The sequence below is a fragment of the Paenibacillus sp. Soil766 genome (assembly GCF_001428105.1).
GTDB lineage: Bacteria > Bacillota > Bacilli > Paenibacillales > NBRC-103111 > Paenibacillus_E.
The window spans coordinates 84354-103969 of the sequence record NZ_LMSJ01000002.1; the positions used below are offsets into that span (position 1 = coordinate 84354).

19 protein-coding genes and 1 pseudogene are annotated in these 19616 nt (G+C 42.4%); 15 read left to right on the plus strand and 5 right to left on the minus strand.

Annotated elements, in window-relative coordinates; all coding sequences use genetic code 11:
- The first annotated feature begins 166 nt into the window (after window positions 1-166).
- The 14 genes from ASG89_RS02235 to ASG89_RS02305 all read left to right on the plus strand — a co-directional run bounded on the left by ASG89_RS02235 (window position 167) and on the right by ASG89_RS02305 (window position 14684).
- A complete protein-coding gene (locus ASG89_RS02235) occupies window positions 167-1924 on the plus strand; it encodes a sensor histidine kinase (protein WP_057308671.1) in 1758 nt (585 codons plus the stop codon).
- Entirely contained in the window at window positions 1905-3068 is a 1164-nt protein-coding gene (locus tag ASG89_RS02240; RefSeq protein WP_057308672.1) for a response regulator transcription factor, read from the plus strand. The genes ASG89_RS02235 and ASG89_RS02240 overlap by 20 nt, the downstream gene beginning before the upstream one ends.
- A 165-nt stretch (window positions 3069-3233) precedes the next feature.
- Window positions 3234-4112, plus strand: a complete 879-nt coding sequence (locus ASG89_RS02245; RefSeq protein WP_057308673.1) for a carbohydrate ABC transporter permease — start codon at window positions 3234-3236, stop codon at window positions 4110-4112.
- 13 nt (window positions 4113-4125) lie between these two features.
- On the plus strand, window positions 4126-4983 hold the full coding sequence (locus ASG89_RS02250) for a carbohydrate ABC transporter permease (protein WP_057308674.1): 858 nt from the start codon (window positions 4126-4128) through the stop codon (window positions 4981-4983).
- Between the two features lie 30 nt (window positions 4984-5013).
- Window positions 5014-6174, plus strand: coding sequence for a mandelate racemase/muconate lactonizing enzyme family protein (locus ASG89_RS02255; RefSeq protein WP_057308675.1), 1161 nt, complete (start codon window positions 5014-5016; stop codon window positions 6172-6174).
- Window positions 6175-6197: 23 nt separating this feature from the next.
- On the plus strand, window positions 6198-7553 hold the full coding sequence (locus ASG89_RS02260; protein ID WP_057308676.1) for an ABC transporter substrate-binding protein: 1356 nt from the start codon (window positions 6198-6200) through the stop codon (window positions 7551-7553).
- Window positions 7553-8977, plus strand: a complete 1425-nt coding sequence (locus tag ASG89_RS02265; protein WP_082592613.1) for an FAD-dependent oxidoreductase — start codon at window positions 7553-7555, stop codon at window positions 8975-8977. The genes ASG89_RS02260 and ASG89_RS02265 overlap by 1 nt, the downstream gene beginning before the upstream one ends.
- Before the next feature lie 210 nt (window positions 8978-9187).
- Window positions 9188-9370 (plus strand): hypothetical protein, encoded by a 183-nt coding sequence (locus ASG89_RS02270; RefSeq protein WP_057308678.1) that lies wholly within the window; start codon window positions 9188-9190, stop codon window positions 9368-9370.
- Window positions 9371-9455: 85 nt separating this feature from the next.
- A complete protein-coding gene (locus ASG89_RS38535) occupies window positions 9456-9941 on the plus strand; it encodes a CBO0543 family protein (RefSeq protein WP_414813237.1) in 486 nt (161 codons plus the stop codon).
- Between the two features lie 416 nt (window positions 9942-10357).
- Complete coding sequence (locus ASG89_RS02280; RefSeq protein ID WP_057308680.1) at window positions 10358-11095, plus strand: DUF2334 domain-containing protein; 738 nt, start codon at window positions 10358-10360, stop codon at window positions 11093-11095.
- A gap of 73 nt (window positions 11096-11168) precedes the next feature.
- Window positions 11169-11525: a hypothetical protein gene (locus tag ASG89_RS02285; protein ID WP_057308681.1), complete on the plus strand. Its 357-nt coding sequence runs from the start codon at window positions 11169-11171 to the stop codon at window positions 11523-11525.
- Between the two features lie 25 nt (window positions 11526-11550).
- Window positions 11551-11814, plus strand: a complete 264-nt coding sequence (locus ASG89_RS37390; protein WP_057308682.1) for a hypothetical protein — start codon at window positions 11551-11553, stop codon at window positions 11812-11814.
- 391 nt (window positions 11815-12205) lie between these two features.
- The gene (locus ASG89_RS02300) at window positions 12206-13297 is read left to right on the plus strand and encodes a hypothetical protein (RefSeq protein WP_057308684.1); all 1092 of its coding nucleotides are present in this window, start codon (window positions 12206-12208) and stop codon (window positions 13295-13297) included.
- Between the two features lie 520 nt (window positions 13298-13817).
- Window positions 13818-14684 carry a hypothetical protein gene (locus tag ASG89_RS02305; RefSeq protein WP_057308685.1) on the plus strand — a complete coding sequence of 289 codons (867 nt, stop codon included), beginning with the start codon at window positions 13818-13820 and terminating at the stop codon, window positions 14682-14684.
- A gap of 876 nt (window positions 14685-15560) precedes the next feature.
- On the opposite strand, the gene ASG89_RS02310 is transcribed toward ASG89_RS02305, so the two are convergent.
- The 5 genes and pseudogenes from ASG89_RS02310 to ASG89_RS38540 all read right to left on the minus strand — a co-directional run.
- Window positions 15561-16328: an ABC transporter permease gene (locus ASG89_RS02310; RefSeq protein WP_057308686.1), complete on the minus strand. Its 768-nt coding sequence runs from the start codon at window positions 16326-16328 to the stop codon at window positions 15561-15563.
- A complete protein-coding gene (locus tag ASG89_RS02315) occupies window positions 16329-17090 on the minus strand; it encodes an ABC transporter ATP-binding protein (protein WP_057308687.1) in 762 nt (253 codons plus the stop codon). It abuts the gene before it with no gap.
- A 13-nt stretch (window positions 17091-17103) separates the two neighbouring features.
- Entirely contained in the window at window positions 17104-17970 is an 867-nt protein-coding gene (locus tag ASG89_RS02320; protein ID WP_057308802.1) for a pentapeptide repeat-containing protein, read from the minus strand.
- Between the two features lie 16 nt (window positions 17971-17986).
- Window positions 17987-18316, minus strand: coding sequence for a PadR family transcriptional regulator (locus tag ASG89_RS02325; protein ID WP_057308688.1), 330 nt, complete (start codon window positions 18314-18316; stop codon window positions 17987-17989).
- Window positions 18317-18735: 419 nt separating this feature from the next.
- Window positions 18736-18852, minus strand: a pseudogene (locus tag ASG89_RS38540) (MerR family DNA-binding transcriptional regulator); the annotation flags it as partial.
- 138 nt (window positions 18853-18990) lie between these two features.
- Here ASG89_RS38540 and ASG89_RS02330 point away from each other — a divergent pair.
- Window positions 18991-19518: an NUDIX hydrolase gene (locus ASG89_RS02330; RefSeq protein ID WP_057308689.1), complete on the plus strand. Its 528-nt coding sequence runs from the start codon at window positions 18991-18993 to the stop codon at window positions 19516-19518.
- Window positions 19519-19616 lie beyond the last annotated feature (98 nt).

Here is a 19616-nt window from a genome sequence, read left to right on the forward strand (position 1 = left end):
AGTTCGTGGAATTCGTTATTATAACATTACATTCAGAATCCGTTCATGAAAAAGCCGAGGGCAAATGAAGCCGTCGGCTAGAAGTGTCTATAATTACTATATATTACCAATATCATTGAAGTTCCTTATAACTTTATTCAAGATTTTAAAGATAGGAGCGACGGAGATGGGCTTTATAAGCTTCCACAACAAATTGCTGGCCGCTTTCCTATTCTTAATTTTATTCCCCACCATAGGGACGGTCTATTATTCTTATCATGAGTTCAATGACTTGCTCCGCAAACAAGTGGAGCTGGATGCGGCCAATCAGTTGGAGCAGGTGAATTTTAACTTCGAAAGGCAGCTAAAAGTGATCACTAGTACGATGAATTCGATCGCTTTGGATCCCAATGTGAAAACATTGCTGGAAACACCCCAAATGACCGAACGGGATCAACTGAATGCTGCTCAACAGATGGATAAAAAATTTCTTGAAGTAACAACGACACTTTTGGATGATACGGCGCAAATTATAGTTCAGGATAGAAATATGCACATTTATACGTATGGCATTCCCAATGGGTCTAGAGACGTTAGGGAACAGTTAATCGATCAAATTACAGCAAAGAACGGATATATGGTTTGGTCGATACAATCACAAACTGCGGACAATTCCGAAAGCGGTTTTATCACGGTGGGTAAGCTCCTCAAAGACGAAAACTTGTCGGATCTGGGAGTAGCGGTAATTCGCTTGCCCACAGATGAATTGCTCGAGATATTGGGAAGACAAGGCTCCTCCTCTGAACAGACCGGCTTCTTGCTTTCTGAAGACGGGATTTGGGGCACCGACTTGGAACTCAATAAAGCCATTTACGAGCAATTAAAGTCGAGTTGGTCCGCAGGAAATAATACGTATGAGATTAATTGGAATGGGGAGTTGTATCTGGTCAGCACATATTCGCTTTCCATTCCGAGCTGGCATGTCGTACAAATGATTCCATACACCGAAATGTACCGAAAGGTCAATCAGATGACCCGCTGGACGGTACTTGTATTATCATTAGCGATGACGATATTCATCGTACTGATTATCGGTTTTTCCTCGATGCTGAGCAAGCCGATCCGAGAGTTGAGGAGAGTGATGAGGCAGGTGGAGTCCGGCAGGCTGGACGTTTCCTGCGAGGTGAAGTCCCGAGACGAGATTGGATTATTAAGCAGAAGCATGAACAGCATGCTGATGAGGCTAAAGAGCCATATTGAAAATGAGGTGATTCTGAATAAGCAGAAGGAACAAGCCAAGCTGGAGGCGCTCCAGTCGCAAATTACCCCTCATTTTTTATACAATACGATGAATACGATCAAATGGATGTCGGTAATGTCAGGCACAAAGGACATTACGGAAATGCTGATGTCGCTCGGACATTTATTGAATATGAGCATCCATCGCGGACAAGAGATTATTAAGTTTGAGGAGGAACTGGAGAACGTCCGATCGTTTTTGACCATACAGAGATACCGTTTCGGTGAGAGCATTAAAGTCCGTGAGAAGATTAATCCGGGATCACTGGCCTGCATGGTGCCCAAGCTGTCTTTACAGCCCCTGGTCGAAAATGTTTATCAGCACGGGATATTCTCCGGAAGGGGCGAGGGCGAGATGATTATTCGAACAAAGCTTGCCTCCGGAATTTTGCTAATTGAGGTGGAGGATTCAGGGCAAGGTTTATCTCAGGAAAGAATCGATGAAATTCATAAATTGTTGAAGCAGCCGGCATCGGCTCATGGGCCGCGCATCGGTTTGAAAAACGTTCACAATCGCATCCAATTAATGCATGGGGCGGACTGTGGAATACAGCTTCAGAAAAATAAAGGGAATGGTCATACAGTGGTTTCCATCAAGCTGCCGGTTCACAAGGAGGAGATGGTTGATGAAGATCGTCGTGATTGATGATGAGATACTCGTACGCAGAGGGATTATGAGCATGAATTGGGAGTATTATGGGATAGAAGTGGCTGGTGAAGCTGCCGACGGAGAAACTGGCCTTGAGCTCGTAAGGCGTACGCTGCCAGACATAGTACTAAGCGATATTCGGATGCCCAAAATGGATGGGTTAACGATGATACGTATGATCAGGGATGAATTTCCTGAGATGAAAATAATAATACTTAGTGTGCTGGAGGATTTTGAATCAGTCAGGAATGCCCTTCGCTTGGGGGTAACCGATTACGTACAGAAATTTCTAATGGGGCCGGACGAACTGCTGGAAACGGTGTTGAACATCAAGCGAATTCAGGATTGCACAGGTAAAGCTCGTCCGATATCCAAACATGACACACTACCCGACAAGTTGTCTGATTGCGAGTTGGAGAAACCGGAGGCGGACTTTTATGGACAAGCGCTGCGCCCGGAAGACGGCGCGAGAACGCATGCTGCCGTAAGTACAAGCATAAACTTTTTTGCCGTCGAACATTTAAAACAATACTACACGGTACTTGAAGGGCCTGAGGAAGCTATTGCTCGCGAAGGTTTCGAACGTTTGTTCCCGTTGGATGCAGATGAGTGCATCGCTGAGCAAAATATAAAAAATGAAATATGCCTATGGGTTTCCACCGTGGTCTCTCTGATGCAGGAGTGGGGCGGGAATATTCAGCAATTCTGGAACCATTCGTCCCCCTACAATCAAATTTCACAAGCTGCAACCTACCAGCAATTAAGAGGTTGGTGTCTCGATTTTCACATGCTGGCTTGGGAGACGCTGCATATTCTCAAAGCCTCGCATCATCGAATCGAGATTTGTAAAGTCATAGATTATTTACATGCTCATTATATGGACCAGATTCAGGTTACTGACATGGCACATTTGACCAATCTAAGTGTAAATTACTTTAGCTACTTGTTTTCCAAGGAAATGGGAGAGCCATTCGTCAATTATTTGCAAAAGGTTCGCGTGGAGAGGGCGAAAGAGTTGCTGAGAAGCAATCAGTTACACTGGATCGACGTCGGAGAGCAGGTCGGCTTCCGCAGCACAAAATATTTTGCGAAAATTTTCAAAAAGTACACGTCTGTCTCTCCTTCACAGTATAAGTATTGAGTCTCGAAGAATCGGTGATCAATATCGAAGAATTGCAAACACACCCTTTAAAGAGCGGATGGTTGCTCAATAGGAAATAATAAATACGTTCGTATTTCAAAGATGCGTGAGTTTCTGAATAATAGCGCTTACATTATAATTTTCTCAAAAGGAGGTGAACTTAGTATGAATAGATCGGAAGCACTTCGAGGTTGGTTGTTTATTTTCCCCAGTTTGCTTGGCTTTGGGTTGTTTACATTCATTCCCATTATTTTCTCTTTGGTAATCAGCTTTGCCAACTGGAACTTTTTAGAGGGGTTCTCTGGGATCGAATTTGTGGGATTCAGCAATTACACAAAAATGTGGAGTGATCACTGGTTCATCGACAGTCTGAAAAATAATCTGGTTTTCACCTGTGTCACGGTGCCCGCGACTATCGTCTTGTCTCTGCTGTCGGCCCTCGCATTAAATAAAGGCGCATATCTCAAGTCGACATTCCGGATGCTAATCTTTATGCCTCACATCTCTAGTTTAGTAGCAATATCGGTCGTGTGGGGAGTTTTGTATAACCCGTCTCAAGGTCCAATCAATGCTTTCCTTAGAAGCTTGGGAATCAGCGACCCTCCCGGATGGCTGTCCAGCTCGACCTGGGCATTGCCCGCGATCATGATTATGACCATTTGGTCGAACATCGGGTATAACATGATCATTTATTTGGCTGGCCTTCAAGGTATACCGAAGGATTTATATGAGGCTGCCAAAATCGACGGTGCCGGCTCTAGAGGCTGCTTCTTTCACATTACGCTGCCAATGCTGTCCTCGACAACTTTTTTCGTGTTAATCACAAGCATGATTCATTCCTTTCAAGTGTTTATCGCTGTGTTCTCGATGACGTACGGCGGTCCTGGAACGGCTACTAGCGTCATAACTTTTTATATTTACCAGTCTGCATTCAAGTTTTTCGATATGGGTTATGCTTCGGCGATGGCATGGATCCTTTTCATTATGATTTTCATCATTACCATCGTTCAATGGCGAGGCCAAAAGAAATGGGTGCACTATTAATAGGGGGGGCGACATGAGAGGTTTTTTACACAAACAAACGTCTTCATCCAAAGAGGTTGTGTCCAAATTGATGCTCACAGTGGTGCTGGGCGCATTAAGCCTGACGATGGTCCTGCCTTTTATTTGGATGCTGTCCACCTCTTTAAAGGGACAAGCTGAAGTATTCGTGTTTCCCGTAAAGTGGATTCCCTCGGTATTTCGCTGGGATAATTACAAATCGGTATGGATGGGATCGAATCCGTTTTGGTTATATTACTTGAATTCCATTAAAGTAACGATATTGACGGTGGCAGGTACGGTCGTTATTAGCTCGGCTGCGGCATATGGCTTCTCGCGCATCGTATTTAAAGGACGGGACACGATTTTTATGCTTTATTTAGCAACATTAATGATTCCAGATCAAGTCACCCTTATCCCCAGATTCATACTGTTTAAGTATCTAGGCATGTACAATTCCCACCTGGCCCTTATCGTACCTGGCGTTTTCGTAGTGTTTGCAGTGTTTTTACTTCGGCAATTCTACATTACGATTCCCCATGAATTTTCCGAAGCTGCCCGGATAGAGGGAGCAGGCCATTTCCTGATTTGGACAAAAATCGTGATGCCTCTTTCGAAGCCGGCGTTGGTTTCACTTGTGATTTTGAACGTAACGTCGAACTGGAATGAGTTTATCAATCCTCTTGTATTTTTGTCAGACAATAAATTGTATACGGTACCGCTTGGTTTAACGAACTATATCGATGAAATGGGAACAGACTACACTCTAATGATGGCTGCTTCGGTAAGTGCCGTTCTGCCGATCATCCTGATCTTCATTCTCGCTCAGCGATGGTTTGTGGAAGGGGTTGTTTCCAGCGGTATTAAAGGTTGATTTTTAATCAAATAACATACGGAGGGCAATATGAGAATTAAGTCAATCGACATCTATGTTCACAAATCCCCTAAGCAAAGCGTGCAATTAATAAATTCGGCTGCTACAAAGCCTGACTCCGATTATTACCGACATCCAAAGTATAAAGCAATTTATTCGACCAAGCAGGAAACACTGCTGGTGAAAATAGAGACGGAATGCGGATTAACCGGCTGGGGCGAAGCTTTATCGCCGATCGGTCCTGAGGTCACCGGCAATATCATCAAGCGAATTTTGACACCGCTATTGCTAGGCGAAGACCCGCGCCAAATCGAGGTTTTATGGAATCGCATGTACGGCTCGATGAGAGAACGAGGTTTTTTCTCCGGGTTCATGCTGACGGCCATCTCGGCTGTCGATATTGCATTGTGGGACCTGTGGGGAAAATCGCTGCACCAGCCGATACATGTGCTGCTCGGTGGTGCGGAAAGAAAGCGGATACATGCTTATGTTTCGGGGCTGTACGCAGATTCAGACTCGGAGAAGGGCAAGCTGGCGATTCAGTGGAAGGAACAGGGCTTCGACGCCATCAAGCTGCATTTGGGCTTTGGGATCGAACAGGATGCCCGAACCGCCCAGACGATAAGGGAAGCGGTCGGGGACGGTTTCCGATTAATGGTTGACGTGCACCAGCAATATTCGGTGTCGCAAGCGATTCAATTGGGCCGCCGGCTGGAAGCCCTCGGTTACGATTTTCTTGAGGCTCCTGTTGCCAGTGAGGATATCCAGGGAATCGCTGAAGTCAGCCGGGCGCTGGATATGGCCGTAGCGATTGGCGAAGAGATCCGAACGCGTTATGAGTTCAAGGACCGGATTAACGTAAGAGCCGGAGATATTTATCAGCCGGATATGGGTTGGGTTGGCATTTCCGAGATGCGTAAAATCGCCACGATGTCGGAAGCCTTCAATATTCAGATTGCTCCACATTTAAGCAATGGGCTAGGTATTTGCATCGCTGCGACGTTGCAGCTATGCGCTAATATCCACAATTACTACACGCTTGAGTTCCAGCCAAACGTGCTGCCGGCGGCGAACCGGCTTCTGAAGGAGCCTATTGTTTGCAAGAACGGGTATTACGAATTGCCAGAAGGCCCTGGGTTGGGCGTTGAGATCAATGAATCTGCGCTGATGCAGTATGCAGAGTTATTGTAGGAGACAATACAAGGAGGGTTCATATGAAGAAATTACTTTTGACAGGATTGGTTTTAAGTATGATGGGGCTTGTAGCCTGTTCGCAATCGAATACGGACAATGTGGGCAAGCAGATAGAAGGAACGGTGACAACGCCGGCCAAAAATGAGGTGATTAAATTAAAGATGTGGGGAGCGATTCCACCTGAAAACGGTCCTCAGCAGATGGTCGACAACTGGAATAAGGCCAATCCGAATATTCAGGTGGAATATCTTCGGTACGTGAATGACGATGCAGGCAACACGAAGCTGGATACAGCCTTATTGGCGGGTGGGCAGGTAGACGTTTTTATTAACTACGGTATGGCACCAATGCAAAAGCGAATTAAGGCGAAGATTGCAGAGCCTCTCGACAGCTATTTCGCCAAAGACAAGTTCAACATTGAAGAGAATTTCGGCGATAAATCCATTCTAAAGATTAACAACAGCTCCTATTATATTCCGGCCATTATTTTAAATGAATTCGTATCTTTAAATAAAAGCTACCTGGACGAAGCGGGTCTTCCCATTCCCAAAACGTGGACTTTGGACGAATACGCGGATTATGCCGCCAAATTGACGAAAGGCGATGGGGCGAGCAAACGTTATGGTTCATTTATTGGCTGTTTGGAGCCGAAGACCGCCTGGATGAATTCGATCGTCAAGACGGAGCTCGGTCCAGATGCGTACTATAAAAAGGACGGAACGAGCAATTTCGATGCACCGCCATTCAAGAAATATATCGATGTCATGGTCAATTTGGAACGGAACCTAAAAGCGCAGCCGGCATATGCGGAAGCGAACACTACTAAATTGCAGGGCACCAGCATGTTCGCTACCGGAAAAGCAGCCATGAATCTCTGCGGTACGGCCAGCATTCGGACGATTAAGGATATAAAAAACTTTCCACATGACTTTGTAACGGCATTGGCGCCGACACCTAACATTTCTTCGGTGGGCAAATATCCAGGTGGCGGTACTTCCTATTTCGATTACGTATCTATCAACGCTGATTCCAAATATAAGGATGCGTCCTGGAAATTCCTTAAATGGTATGTGACAGAAGGAAACGAACCGTTAATTGCCTCAGGACGGGTGCCTTCTTGGAAAAAGGTGGACAGGAACAAAGTACTTAAGCTGCTGCTTGGCGATAATCCGGAAAAACTGTTTGATCTGGAATCGTTTAAGCGTGTGATCTTCTCCGAAAATGACTATGTCGTGGATTCGAATGTGGAAAAGCTTCCGGAACTGACTAAGGTGGTCAATGAGGAAGTAGAAAAAGCACTGCTCGGCGAACAAACGTCGGCAGCCACAATCGCAAACATGAAGAAAAACGGTGATAAGATTTTGTTAGGTAAATAATGAAACCACTTGAAGGGAAGTTATTCGGAATGACTTTAACGCAGCCATATGATGTTGCAGTGATTGGAGGAGGTCCGGCGGGTGTGGCTGCAGCGGTTGCAGCTGCGAGAGCTGGGGCTCGGACGGTCTTGATCGAGCCGACCCCGTATCTAGGCGGTGCGGGCACCGGAAGCATGGTCGGCCCATGGATGACCAACTTCTACAAAGATACCCAAGTTATTCGGGGAGTGTTCCAAGAAATTGTAGACTTGCTTGTGGAATACGAAGGGTCTACGGGGACGATCAAGTGCCCTTACAAGGATCCGAACAGCACGTGGGGGACAGGCGGACATATCACCCCCTTTGATGTCGAAATTCTTAAATTCGTATTGAACAAAATCGTGACGGAAGCCGGTGTCGACCTTCGGTTAAACACGAGAGTCGATCAAGTCGAAACTGAGAGCGGCCTCGTTAAATCCATAGGAACTGTGACTAAATCCTCGAAGCAACTCATAAAAGCAAGTGTTTTTATTGATTGTACCGGTGACGGGGATATTGCTGTCATGGCCGGCGCTCGTTACGAATACGGACGCCAAAAAGATGGGGCTGTACAGCCGGTAACTTCGATTTTCAAGATGAGCTATGTTGATACTGACTCTCTTATCGAATACACACGGCAGCATGAGGATGAACTCGTCTGGGTTACCTATCCGATCTTGCCGCCAAACCTGCCTTCGTATTTTTCTGACTCGATGGTCGCTTTCAGCGGCTTTAACAATCTGGTCCTTCGAGGGCGGCAGCAAGGTGAGCTTAATCTCGGACGTGAGCGCGTCACACTTTTTTCCGATTACCGAAAAGGGGATGTGCTGTTCAATGCGACAAGATTAAATGAGATTGATGGCACCGACAATCGGGACCTAATCCGGGCAGAGCTTGAGTTGAGGGATCAAGCAATTTCTTTGGCTCAATTCGCCCGGAAGTACTTTCCCGGATTCTCCAAAGCTTCAATTTCTGGCTTAGCTTCGAAAGTCGGAGTTAGAGAGACGCGGAGAATTGTCGGGGATTACATCCTGAATGAAAACGACGTTCTGAAAGGACGGAGCTTCGCTGACGGCATTGCCAAAGGCTGCTTCCCGATTGATATTCATAACCCGAGGGATATGACCAACCAATGGACGGAATTGGAGGGGGCATATGATATACCCTACAGATGCTTGCTTCCGTTGGGCCTCGACAATGTGCTGGTCGCAGGACGCAATATTTCAGCAACCCATGAAGCATTGGCTTCCTCGCGCGTTCAATCCCATTGTATGGCTATCGGCCAAGCGGCAGGCGTAGCTGCTGCACTTTCGGTCAGGCAAAAAATCGCAACACGGGAGGTAAACGTTTCCGAATTGCAGCGAATCTTAAGAAGCCAAAAGGCTATTGTCGCAGGCGATGCGTAAAGGAGGAACGGCGCAGATCAACCTAGAGACGAGTGACTGAGCATAAGCACATTCGTACAGGACCACCCGGATTTCGTAGGCAGCAGCTCCTTCGAAATCCGGATATTCCATGGAGACGGCGGAATTCATGATTAATTCCTAATGACTGGAATCATCTCCGAGCTGCTGATTGAGGGATCAATCATGAGTCAAAGTGGTCAATAGAGCTAGTTGATAAAATATGTCCAGATAGAGGAATACCCCAAAGGTGTCTCGATTTTCGATCTGATCCGGCAACATTTCAGCGTACACCAGCTTGACGTTTTCCCATATCCGAAGCTTCCCGAATATGTCAATGGAGACCCGAACCTACTAGCTAGCAAGGCATTGGGCATGAACGAGGTGGAGCTTTGAAACCTCTGAAAGATATTTTATTGAGTTGAACATTACTGTAAAGTGCATAATTAGGCCAAAAAAGATTGAGAACGAATACCAGGAGGTGGTTCCAATCGAAGATTTTGTTCGGAGCAGTATAATTTCTTGGAAATGGTGGACTTGTCTAGCATTATCCGTATTACCATGGATATTGTGGTTGATCTACGATAGAAGAGATTATAGAAAACAACGTTTATACGCCGGGGCTGTCATAGCTCTCATTTCATGCATATTGGATGCTTTGGGAGTCACATTGGGTTACTGGGAGTACAATGTACAATTATTGCCTATACCAATTGGAATTCTCCCGTATGATTTTACTCTTATACCTGTAATTATAATGTTTATGATAAAAAGTGATTCGATAAAACAAGTATTCATAAAAGGTAGTCTATTTAGTTTTCTCACAACGTACATTGGACATCCATTATTTGATCAGTGGCTTCATTTTGTCAATCATACTCATTGGGAAAATAGTTTGTCACTACCAATTTATTTATTATTATATATTATTGCAAATTGGTTATTTTTAAAATTAAGTTACAGGTAGTAGAACAGCTTAACCCGAATGCGACGAGCGTAAATGTTGAAGGTTTATCAGTTTTGCTCATATAAAAGCTTTTATTATTTAATAAGAAAAGCATATAAATTGGATCTAATGCCAAACTTTGAATATATAAAAAAGTATTTATGATTTTTGCAATTCTTCAGTACTCATTGAAAGCAACTTTTAAAGTTATTCGTCCTTTATTGGTAAATTACATTTCCAATCTAAGAAAGACTTGATGTTATAGGTTTGGAATATTATTCAAGGGAATCAGTTTCTTAGATTTCTGTTGAGTGTCTAATGATCTAGAAAGAGTAGAAGGTTAAAAAGTATCAAAGAATCAAAATATAAATTTATTCTATTAATATATAAAATATCATCTTAGATGGAAATTAAATAAAAAAGGAGAGAATCGGAAAATGAAGTGTAATATGGGCACTGATAATTTTGCCTTTGATGGACAATGGATTATTCTTAAAGCTGATGATCTAGTCTATTCGGAGGATAGCCCCGATGGCTTGTCTCCGGCATGGAATCGTTTCTTTAATGAGATGGAGCGACGCGGAATTGTTGCAAGCTTGGGGCTTATCGGGAATACCCTGGAAAACGCAGATGAACGGTTTGTTTACAGAGTGAAGCAACTGATAGAAAAGAACGGTCATGAAATCTGGAACCATGGATACGATCACATGCTATCTAAGGAAAACGATCAAAACGTTGTATGCTACGAGTTTCAGAATACGTCAGCTGAATATCAGTTGGAGCATCTTTTGCGCACACAACAGTTGGCACGCAAGCGTTTAGGGGTAGTGCTTCGCACATTCGGAGCACCGGGCAATGCCATAGATGATCATACAACGAGAGCTTTGGAAGCAGTGCCGGATCTTATGGTTTGGCTGTTTGGTCGCCTGAGCAGCAAAGCAGTGCTGGAGCGGGTTGTTGATATTGAGCACCCTGTCATTCACCCCAATCTAGAAGCTTTCCAGCAGCAATATGAAGCCAAGGGGGTAGACAAGAAATATCTATTACTTCAAATTCACCCCCCACACTGGAATGCTGCGGATTTCACAGAATTTGTTCAGGTCATGGATTATCTGGAGCAGAAACCGGTGCGGTTTATCACTCCTTATCGGTTTTATACCCAGTATTATCAATAATACTAGCTGTAAGCTTACAGAAAGCGATAGTTAATGCAATTGTAAAATCTGGCATCCCGTTGGAGGCGACGATGTGTCATACGGTAATCGTGATATTGCAATGTGTGATATTATAGGATTTAGGCAGTTTATCGAGCAGACAGAGTTACAAGAGGCAGTGGAAAGATTTCAACGACTAAAAAGGGATGCCATAGATCAAGCGACAAATCAAAGAGTTCATACGATCAATGGTCAAGGGGAATATCGTCTGCAAATCGAAGTTGTAAATTCAGTTATTTTTAGCGATACTCTTTTAATGTGGGTCGATGTGGCTGAGGAAAATCATGATACAATTGTCCCTGTAGCCAACTTTTTTGATGCGATAGGTGCACTAATGGCTTATTTCAGCAAATTTGGACCTGCCATTTCGTGTAGGTGTAAGTTATGGTGAATGCTTTATAGATCAAACCAACAATATGTATATCAGTCAGCCAATAGTTGATGCATATTTAACGGAACAAAACCAGCAATGGTTTGGTGGTGCATGCCATACTTCCTGCTTAAATGCTCCGTTTTTTCAAAATGTGGTAGTTGGGAATGGATTGGTTATACCGTACGAGGTGCCTGTTAAAAATGAAGGACGATATCTTGATAATGCAATAGAATGGGTTTCTTGGGCTGATGTTAATTTTGATGAATACTTGAAAGAAGAATTCTTCAAACCGATAATCATGAGGTAAAGCTTAAACATAAGAATGCACTAAATTTCTATAGGGTAATTCGTCCACCGCAAAACATTATTGACCTCTAAGAATTCGCCAGAAGTTCAGAAGTTCGATGATATCCCAATGATTCTTAATAAAAGTCTGCCTAAGAAATATGAGCCGAGAGATTCAGGTATCAACTCCTGTGTTTCCTCGGCCGTTCTTTTTTTATTTGATCTCCGCATCTTTGGAGAAAACATGCCAATTCGGAGTGTATATGAATGGTATAATCTAACTATAGATAATATTGTGGAGGTTTTAAATATTCACACAAATGATGGCGGATTTACAAGAAGAGATCTACTAATAGTCATAGAGAAGAACATGTTCGTTACAGAAAAAAATCTTAAAAGGGAGACGACTTCATTTGGGAAATATAATTAATCGAATTCAAGATGCTGTTAAACATATATCAATGTTCTATGAGCAAGAGCTTTATACAATTGAAATTTTTAATTTATTACTGCAAAATGTTGATGAAATAACACTTTTATTGATGAGTGATGATGAAGTCAACAGTGAAGAAATTATTTTTCTGAAAGATTCTATAGAAAGAAACAATGACAAAGATGATATTGATGGAATTGAAGGTAAACACATATTTCGTAGGAAGCTTGTGGCAGATTATTTGCTAAAGCTATACTTAACTGAAGCAGGTGTAACTGACCAGGAAGGATATATCTATTGTATTATTTTTCTTCAAAATAGGATAACAGAAACTACGCACAACATGTACAGCTATAAAGAAAGGTTTTATTATAAAAATATTCTGTGTAGTGAAAAAAGGGATAATTTTGAAGGTATGACTGGTCTTATAAGAAATGAGTTAATAAATTTTGATGTGAATTTATTCTATTGTGAGAAAATATTGAAGTTTATTAATGATGAGTTTAAAGTTAAAGGAGTATTTCCGACTGACTTGATCTTTGTCAAGCAGTTTATTAATAATTCTTATCTTGTTTTGATTCTTACTTCTACAAAATTGTTTTCAACTGCAAAACCTGAACAATCTAACAATTTTGGATTTGATTATTTGAAGCATTACAATTTTCTATCTTGTATCTCAGACTTAAGAGAATCAGTTAAAGAATTTAATCGTGGAGAAGTCAAGGACTTGATCAAGCGTGGAAAAGAACTTGTGAGGGATATTATTGATCTAAGACATTATTATATTGCACATTATGATATTGCTAACCTTCACTTAGTTAAGAAAATAGAATTAGATTTACAGTTGTTTAAAGATATCTATGATGTATCAGTAAGAATATTTGAACTATTATCATTACACAGGTTTCAAAGGTTAAACATTACTTACACTAATCTAATACAACTACATGGTTTCAAAGAAACCGTATGCCAAAATAAGCTATTAAGAGGTATGCAATCAAATGATATTGATCGCTTTTTTAATGCGTTAAGGAAAAACTTCCTTTTAAAAGAAGGCATAGCTGAAATTTAGAATTTAATAGTTTTTCTCTTTTTTGCAAATAATAAATTCTTCCTTTTTACGTACGATCCTTATCTGCATTAGAATTTTGCAGGCGCAAGGGTGCTTTGGAAAATCCCGCAAAAACATTGCAGTTTGTCACAATTCGTATCCAATTTCATTATGTTTCTTTGAGTTTCTCATGAGTTCTCTCGGAGTTATGAGATTTAAATTCGTGGATTTGGTGGGGGTAATAAAGAAATATAAGAACTAATCAGGTAGGTTCTAAACCAGTAGTACAGAAAGTATGATTTCGATTCTTATTGAGGGAATAAAATCCAATGTAGAGCCTTGATATTGCTAAGCATGCTCCTTTGTAGGCCCAAAAATGAGAATTGAACAAGGGATACATTGGTGCATTATTCTGTCACTCTCCCACTAAGTCTACTAAACTTAAATAGTTTGCCTAAGAGCCGAGGAAAATCAGGAGTGGATTCCTATTTCTCCTCGGATCGGAATAGATCTAAAATATCATTTGATAAGGAGGAGAGTTATGCAGAAAGTTTATAACTTGTTTTTGGATTCAGTAAATGAATTTTCAATTTGTGAATATACGTTTGTAAAAGTTGAAAATTACGAAGATGTTAAGAATAGCGGTTATAAGAGACATGAAATCATTGAACAGGATACATTCGACAGCAAAGGATGGTTTTTTGTTGGTGATTATATATGCCTGGAGATTGAAACATTGGAAGATTGGAATAAATATTCAGGAGATCAATTAGAACTAAAAGGATCATTCCGAAATGTGATCTTAAAAATAGAGCATATTTTGACTACCATTAGTTCTCAGAATGTAAAAGCAAATAAACTTGATAAGTTAATATTTTTTTATATTGAGATGCAGAAAAATGCATATCTTGATACGAAAATTGCACTATTAGGACCTCTTATTAATATTCTCATTGACTTAAATGCTTCTAATGTCTCTAATGATGAAGTTACGATGAAAATTGAAATGCTGAATAATTTAAAGAACAAAGTAAATCAAGATGCTAACTATTCTCCAGAAGAAAGAGAATCAATTTCTATCGGAATAACTAAGTTTTCAAGTAGTCTTGGGTCAGACTTCACCGATAGAACAATTCACTTTTTAAAAAGTCATGAGTTTATATCGAGTTCACATAACATAGAAAATTTCGACGAAAAAGTTCAATATTATGCTCAACTCATTAATGCTCTTAGGAATGGAATTTTACATTCAGGTAACCTTCGTGCATCTGGGATAGAAAGAAAATTTAAAAATGCTAGATTGCCTACAGACGAGTCAACATTTACTTCAAAATTAACCCAGTCTAAAACTTTATTTTGTGTTCTGACTGGTTTTTTGTTTGGTAGAATCGAGGGTAAGGGAATTTGACGAGCAGAACAAGACAGAAAGTAATCTAAATCCATGGAAAAAGCCATGGGGAAAATAAAAAAAAGGAGATGTGCTGGATTTCTGCCCTAGTATCTAATCAAACTATGATCTGACAAAGTTCTTTATCTAATCCCTCTGATCTCCAACTAGTGTGTTATCTCTGATACTCCATACGACTTTTCCTAATGATAGTAAAACTCCTTATTTTACTATCATTACTTTTTAATCAGTAAATAATTCCTGTCCACCAACCTAAATAAGTGTCCATGGGTAAAAATAACTGTCCACGGATACACTAAAGACTGGAAACTGGTCGATTTTTTTCTCGATCAAAATTCCAGTCTTTTTCGTTGTAATCAGGGTGAAGAGAAGAGGGGTAGCTGGAAGGAAACAAGGAGATTAAACCGAATACATATATGAGAAAAGTCAGTAATAGCAAGGGATACAGCGTGTTTCGATACAGCGGCCGAAATATAAGAGTAAAAGGCAGAGGGGAATTTGAATAGCCTTTTCCTATGCATCTATTCAAACCTTCGATCTGACATAAAAGGACAGTAATTATTATCTCGTTTCGTTCACAATTGAACCAGTTTTCAGCCAGTTTTCACTCCGATTATGTAATCGATGAGGACAGTAATTATTATCTTGATTTATTACTCGATTGAGGCTTAAATTCCTTGTGGGGTAAGGGATAGCGGGGATTGATGAGGGGGAATTGAAGAGAACAGTAATTATTATCTCTCTACAGGATGGCGTAAGGATAGGAAAGCATAACCGTTGTGAGTTGTCATTCACTTTGTCACTAATAAGAGTATCCCGATGTGGCTCAAAGCCTTCTACATCGGGATTTTTTATGTTTTTTACAAATCTGAATGGTTACACCCGATTCTTATACACCCTCATCGCAAAGAAAAAGGATACTAACAAAATCCCAACGCACCACGCAAGAGCGATCCATATATCATTGCCCACCGACTGCTCTGCCAGTAGCGCACGGATGGCGTTCACAATCGAGGTCACTGGCTGGTTTTCAGCAAAGGCGCGTACAACTGTCGGCATCGACTCGGTCGGCACAAACGCCGAACTGATAAATGGCAGGAAGATAAGCGGATAAGAGAATGCGCTTGCACCTTCAATCGTTTTTGCGGACAGTCCGGCAATCGCCGCGACCCAAGTTAGCGCCAGTGTAAACAACGCAAGTATGCCTACTACGGCAAGCCAAGGCAGTATACCCGCGGAAGAACGAAAACCCATAATCAATGCTACAAGAATGATGACGACTAGTGATATGGCGTTGGAAACTAGAGAGGTCAGTACATGCCCCCAAAGTAAGGCGGAACGTGAAATCGGCATCGTGTGAAACCGCTCGAATATGCCTCGCTGTTTATCCATAAACAGGCGGTAAGATGTATAGGCTATTCCGCTTGCGATCGCCATAAGCAATATGCCTGGCAACAGGTAATTCACATAGTTATCCGTTCCGGTTTGAATGGCGCCGCCTAACACATAGACGAACAGGAGCATCATTGCAATTGGCGTGATGCAGACCGTGATGATGGTGTCCATACTACGGAAAATATGGCGCATGGAACGTCCTAGCATAACGTTAATATCGGTGAAGAAATGATTCTTTGCCGTTTCCATTTACTTCGCCTCCTTTTTGCCGACGATAGAGAGGAAGATGTCCTCTAATGATGGCTGTTTTTCAACATACTCCACCTTTGCAGATGGAAAGAGCTTTTTGAGATCTGAGAGCGTGCCGCTGGCGATAATCTTACCCTCATGAAGAATAGCAATTCTGTCAGCAAGCTGCTCAGCCTCTTCCAAATACTGCGTGGTCAGGAGTACCGTCGTGCCACCGTCGGCAAGTTCTTTGACAATCTTCCAAACTTCGATACGTGCCTCGGGGTCAAGGCCAGTGGTCGGCTCGTCGAGGAAAATGATCTGTGGTTTTCCCACAAGGCTCAAGGCGATATCAAGTCTGCGCCGCATACCACCTGAATAAGTAGACGCTCTGCGGTCAGCGGCTTCTGTCAGGTCGAAGCGAGTTAGTAAGTCGTCCGCAACCTGACGTGGATTTTTGAGGTATCGCAGCTTGGCAATCATGATCAGATTTTCCCGACCGGTTAATATTTCGTCCACCGCGGCAAATTGACCGGTCAGAGAGATCGCCTGCCGGACATGATCGGGTTGCTTCGTAACGTCGAATCCGTTTACAGTGGCCGTTCCGCTGTCTTGTTTGAGCAGCGTGGTAAGGATTTTGACAACTGTTGTTTTGCCAGCCCCGTTAGAGCCGAGAAGGGCGAAAATACTGCCCTTTTCCACCTCGAAATCAACACCCTTTAGGACTTGATGCTGCTTGTAGGACTTGTGCAGTCCTTTGACTTGAATCGAATTATTGGGCATAACTTCCCCCTCCTTATCGAATAGTAACCTTAGACAAATCGGCCCCCATGCCTTTAAGCGAAGCATAGGTCAGTTTATCCATGACTGCCTCATCAAAGCATATGGTTTTGAAAGCACGGTAATACTTGTTGGTCAACGAAAAGAACGCTTGAAAGGACACATTCTTGAGTATAGCGCCTTTAAATGAAACTTCGCTTACTGCCGATTTGTCAAACTTAACGCCGATAAAGGTTTGCCCGTCAAAACACACCCCGCTCAGGTCGGAATATTCGAAGTCCACGCCGTCAAAGATACAATCTTCAAAGATTGTTTTTCTAAGATCGATCTTGCTTAGCGTGACGTCGGTCAGTTTTACACCTGTGAATTTGGCTCCTTCCATTCCCGAAACGCTGAAGTTGGTGCGTACAAGGATTGACTTATTGAAGCTTACATTAGTAAGGTCAGTTGCATTCAGGGTGCAGTCCGTCAGATTTGCGCGGTCAAAATTAGCTTCACGTACGTCGCTGGCCTTAAACGAGCTGCCAGTCAAGTCAGCGCCTGCAAAGTCGGCACCGCGTAACGCGCTAGCATTAAATTGACCTTTATGGGCCTTAACACCTGCAAAGTCACCCATTGCAAGGTTGCTTGCGCTAAAGTTGGTCACGAGTTGCCGTTCCAGTGAGCGGGAGAGGTTGGCGACCTCCAGGATTGTTTGTTCGATGTCGCCGATGCTTTCAATCGTCATATGAAACGCGGTTTCATCGTCTTTGCCCTCAGCTTTAAGTTCGCGGTAGCGCTCCTGCAAATCGGAATGCAGGTCGGTCTTTAATTCAGTAACACTTTTTACCCCATCGTATGGCGTGAAAACACTGTTCAAATAGTTCGTCAATTTTGGATTCATCATAGCAATCTCTCCCTTATAATAAGTTTTCTAGTACGCGCTTCGAATACTCCCAATTGTTTTTGTTACGGACGTAAGCACTCTTACCCTTTTCGGTAATCCGGAAATACTTGCGTCGTCCGCCCTGAGATTCATCGCCCCAGTACCACTCGATATCGCCGTCTGTCTCAAGCCGCTTGACGCTGGAGTACATCGTGGCTTCTTTTAATTCATATTCGCCGCCTGATCGCTCGGCAATCAATTTGACAATCTCGTACCCGTAGCGGTCAGCTTCGGACAAGAGCCGTAAAATCATAGTATCGGTATGTCCTCGCAGCAGGTCGGATGTAATTTTGTTCTCGCTCATATCATCACCTCGCACCTTTATAATACGACATAGTACTATGACTGTCAAGGTAGTATTTCAAATAAAATACTTTGTTTGTTCAAAAAGGCGAAAGTACACTACCTCAGCAGGAGTAACGACTCGCAGAAAGTGATTTGGAGATAAGAAGAAGGCCCAATAAGCCACCTATACGGCTTACTGGACCTTCTTTTTGCACTTCTCTTATAGCGTAGCGACAATTGGGCCGGGACTGCTCTATGGCTGTAAAGCCAACGACGCGGCAAAGGCAGACAAATAGTAAGCTAGTCCTGTTTGTTGATCTTCCAGAAATTTTAAGATGAAAGTCATCACTGAGGAAAATTGTGTCTGCGCTGCAAAATCCTGCGCGGATAGCACATGACCCTGTTTATTCAAAAAATCAAGATGGCATCGAATCAAAAACGATAGCCAGCATCACTAATTTTGCTTGGTAAGAGGAGACCGATTTTGTGATAATGATGCAGTGTTTTGATGGTTACGTTCGATAACTCCGAAACTTCTTTGACCGTGTACAGCATGGCTCATTCCTCCCTTCCTTATGTAGTTTAAAGTCTTACCCTAAGAGGAGAGTCAAGTTTAAGGTGTGCTTCTTTTTCACGCAAAATTTAATCAATCACTTATAATGAAATCGAATGAAGATAATGGGAGTTGATTACATGCGACTGATCAGAAAAATTACAGACAACGATATCCTCGGTAGTGCACTTGAATATATTGATACCATCTCTCGATACGGATCAAGAGGTGTTGTAGTTGATAACCTGATGAACGTTGCACTGATGTATATGTCCTCTACGAATCTGTACAAGCTGCCTGGTGGAGGGGTAGATGAAGGCGAGGATTCTAAGGATGCCTTTCTACGTGAAATTCAGGAAGAGACTGGTTATGATGCAGAAATCATTCATGAGTTGGGATATATCGAAGAGCATAAAAACAGAAATAACTATATGCAATTCTCCTACTGTTATCTAGCGAAAGCAAACGATAGCATCTGCGATCCGATGCTGACTGACAACGAAATACAACTAGGGATGGTTGTTCGATGGATGACACTTGACCAAGCATTGTCAGTGATGCAGGAATCAGTGTTAAATTGTGCCGATTATTCAGCCAAATTTATGCTTCTTCGAGATCAGACGATACTTGAAGAGGCCATATGTCGATTAACCGAAGAGGCTGTGTAGAGATCCCTATGCGAATGTCGCAATCTTACATGTCCTATGGCATCAATATGAACTAATAAATCGTTCTTCTATATGCTATTGTCAATCTGTATTGAAAT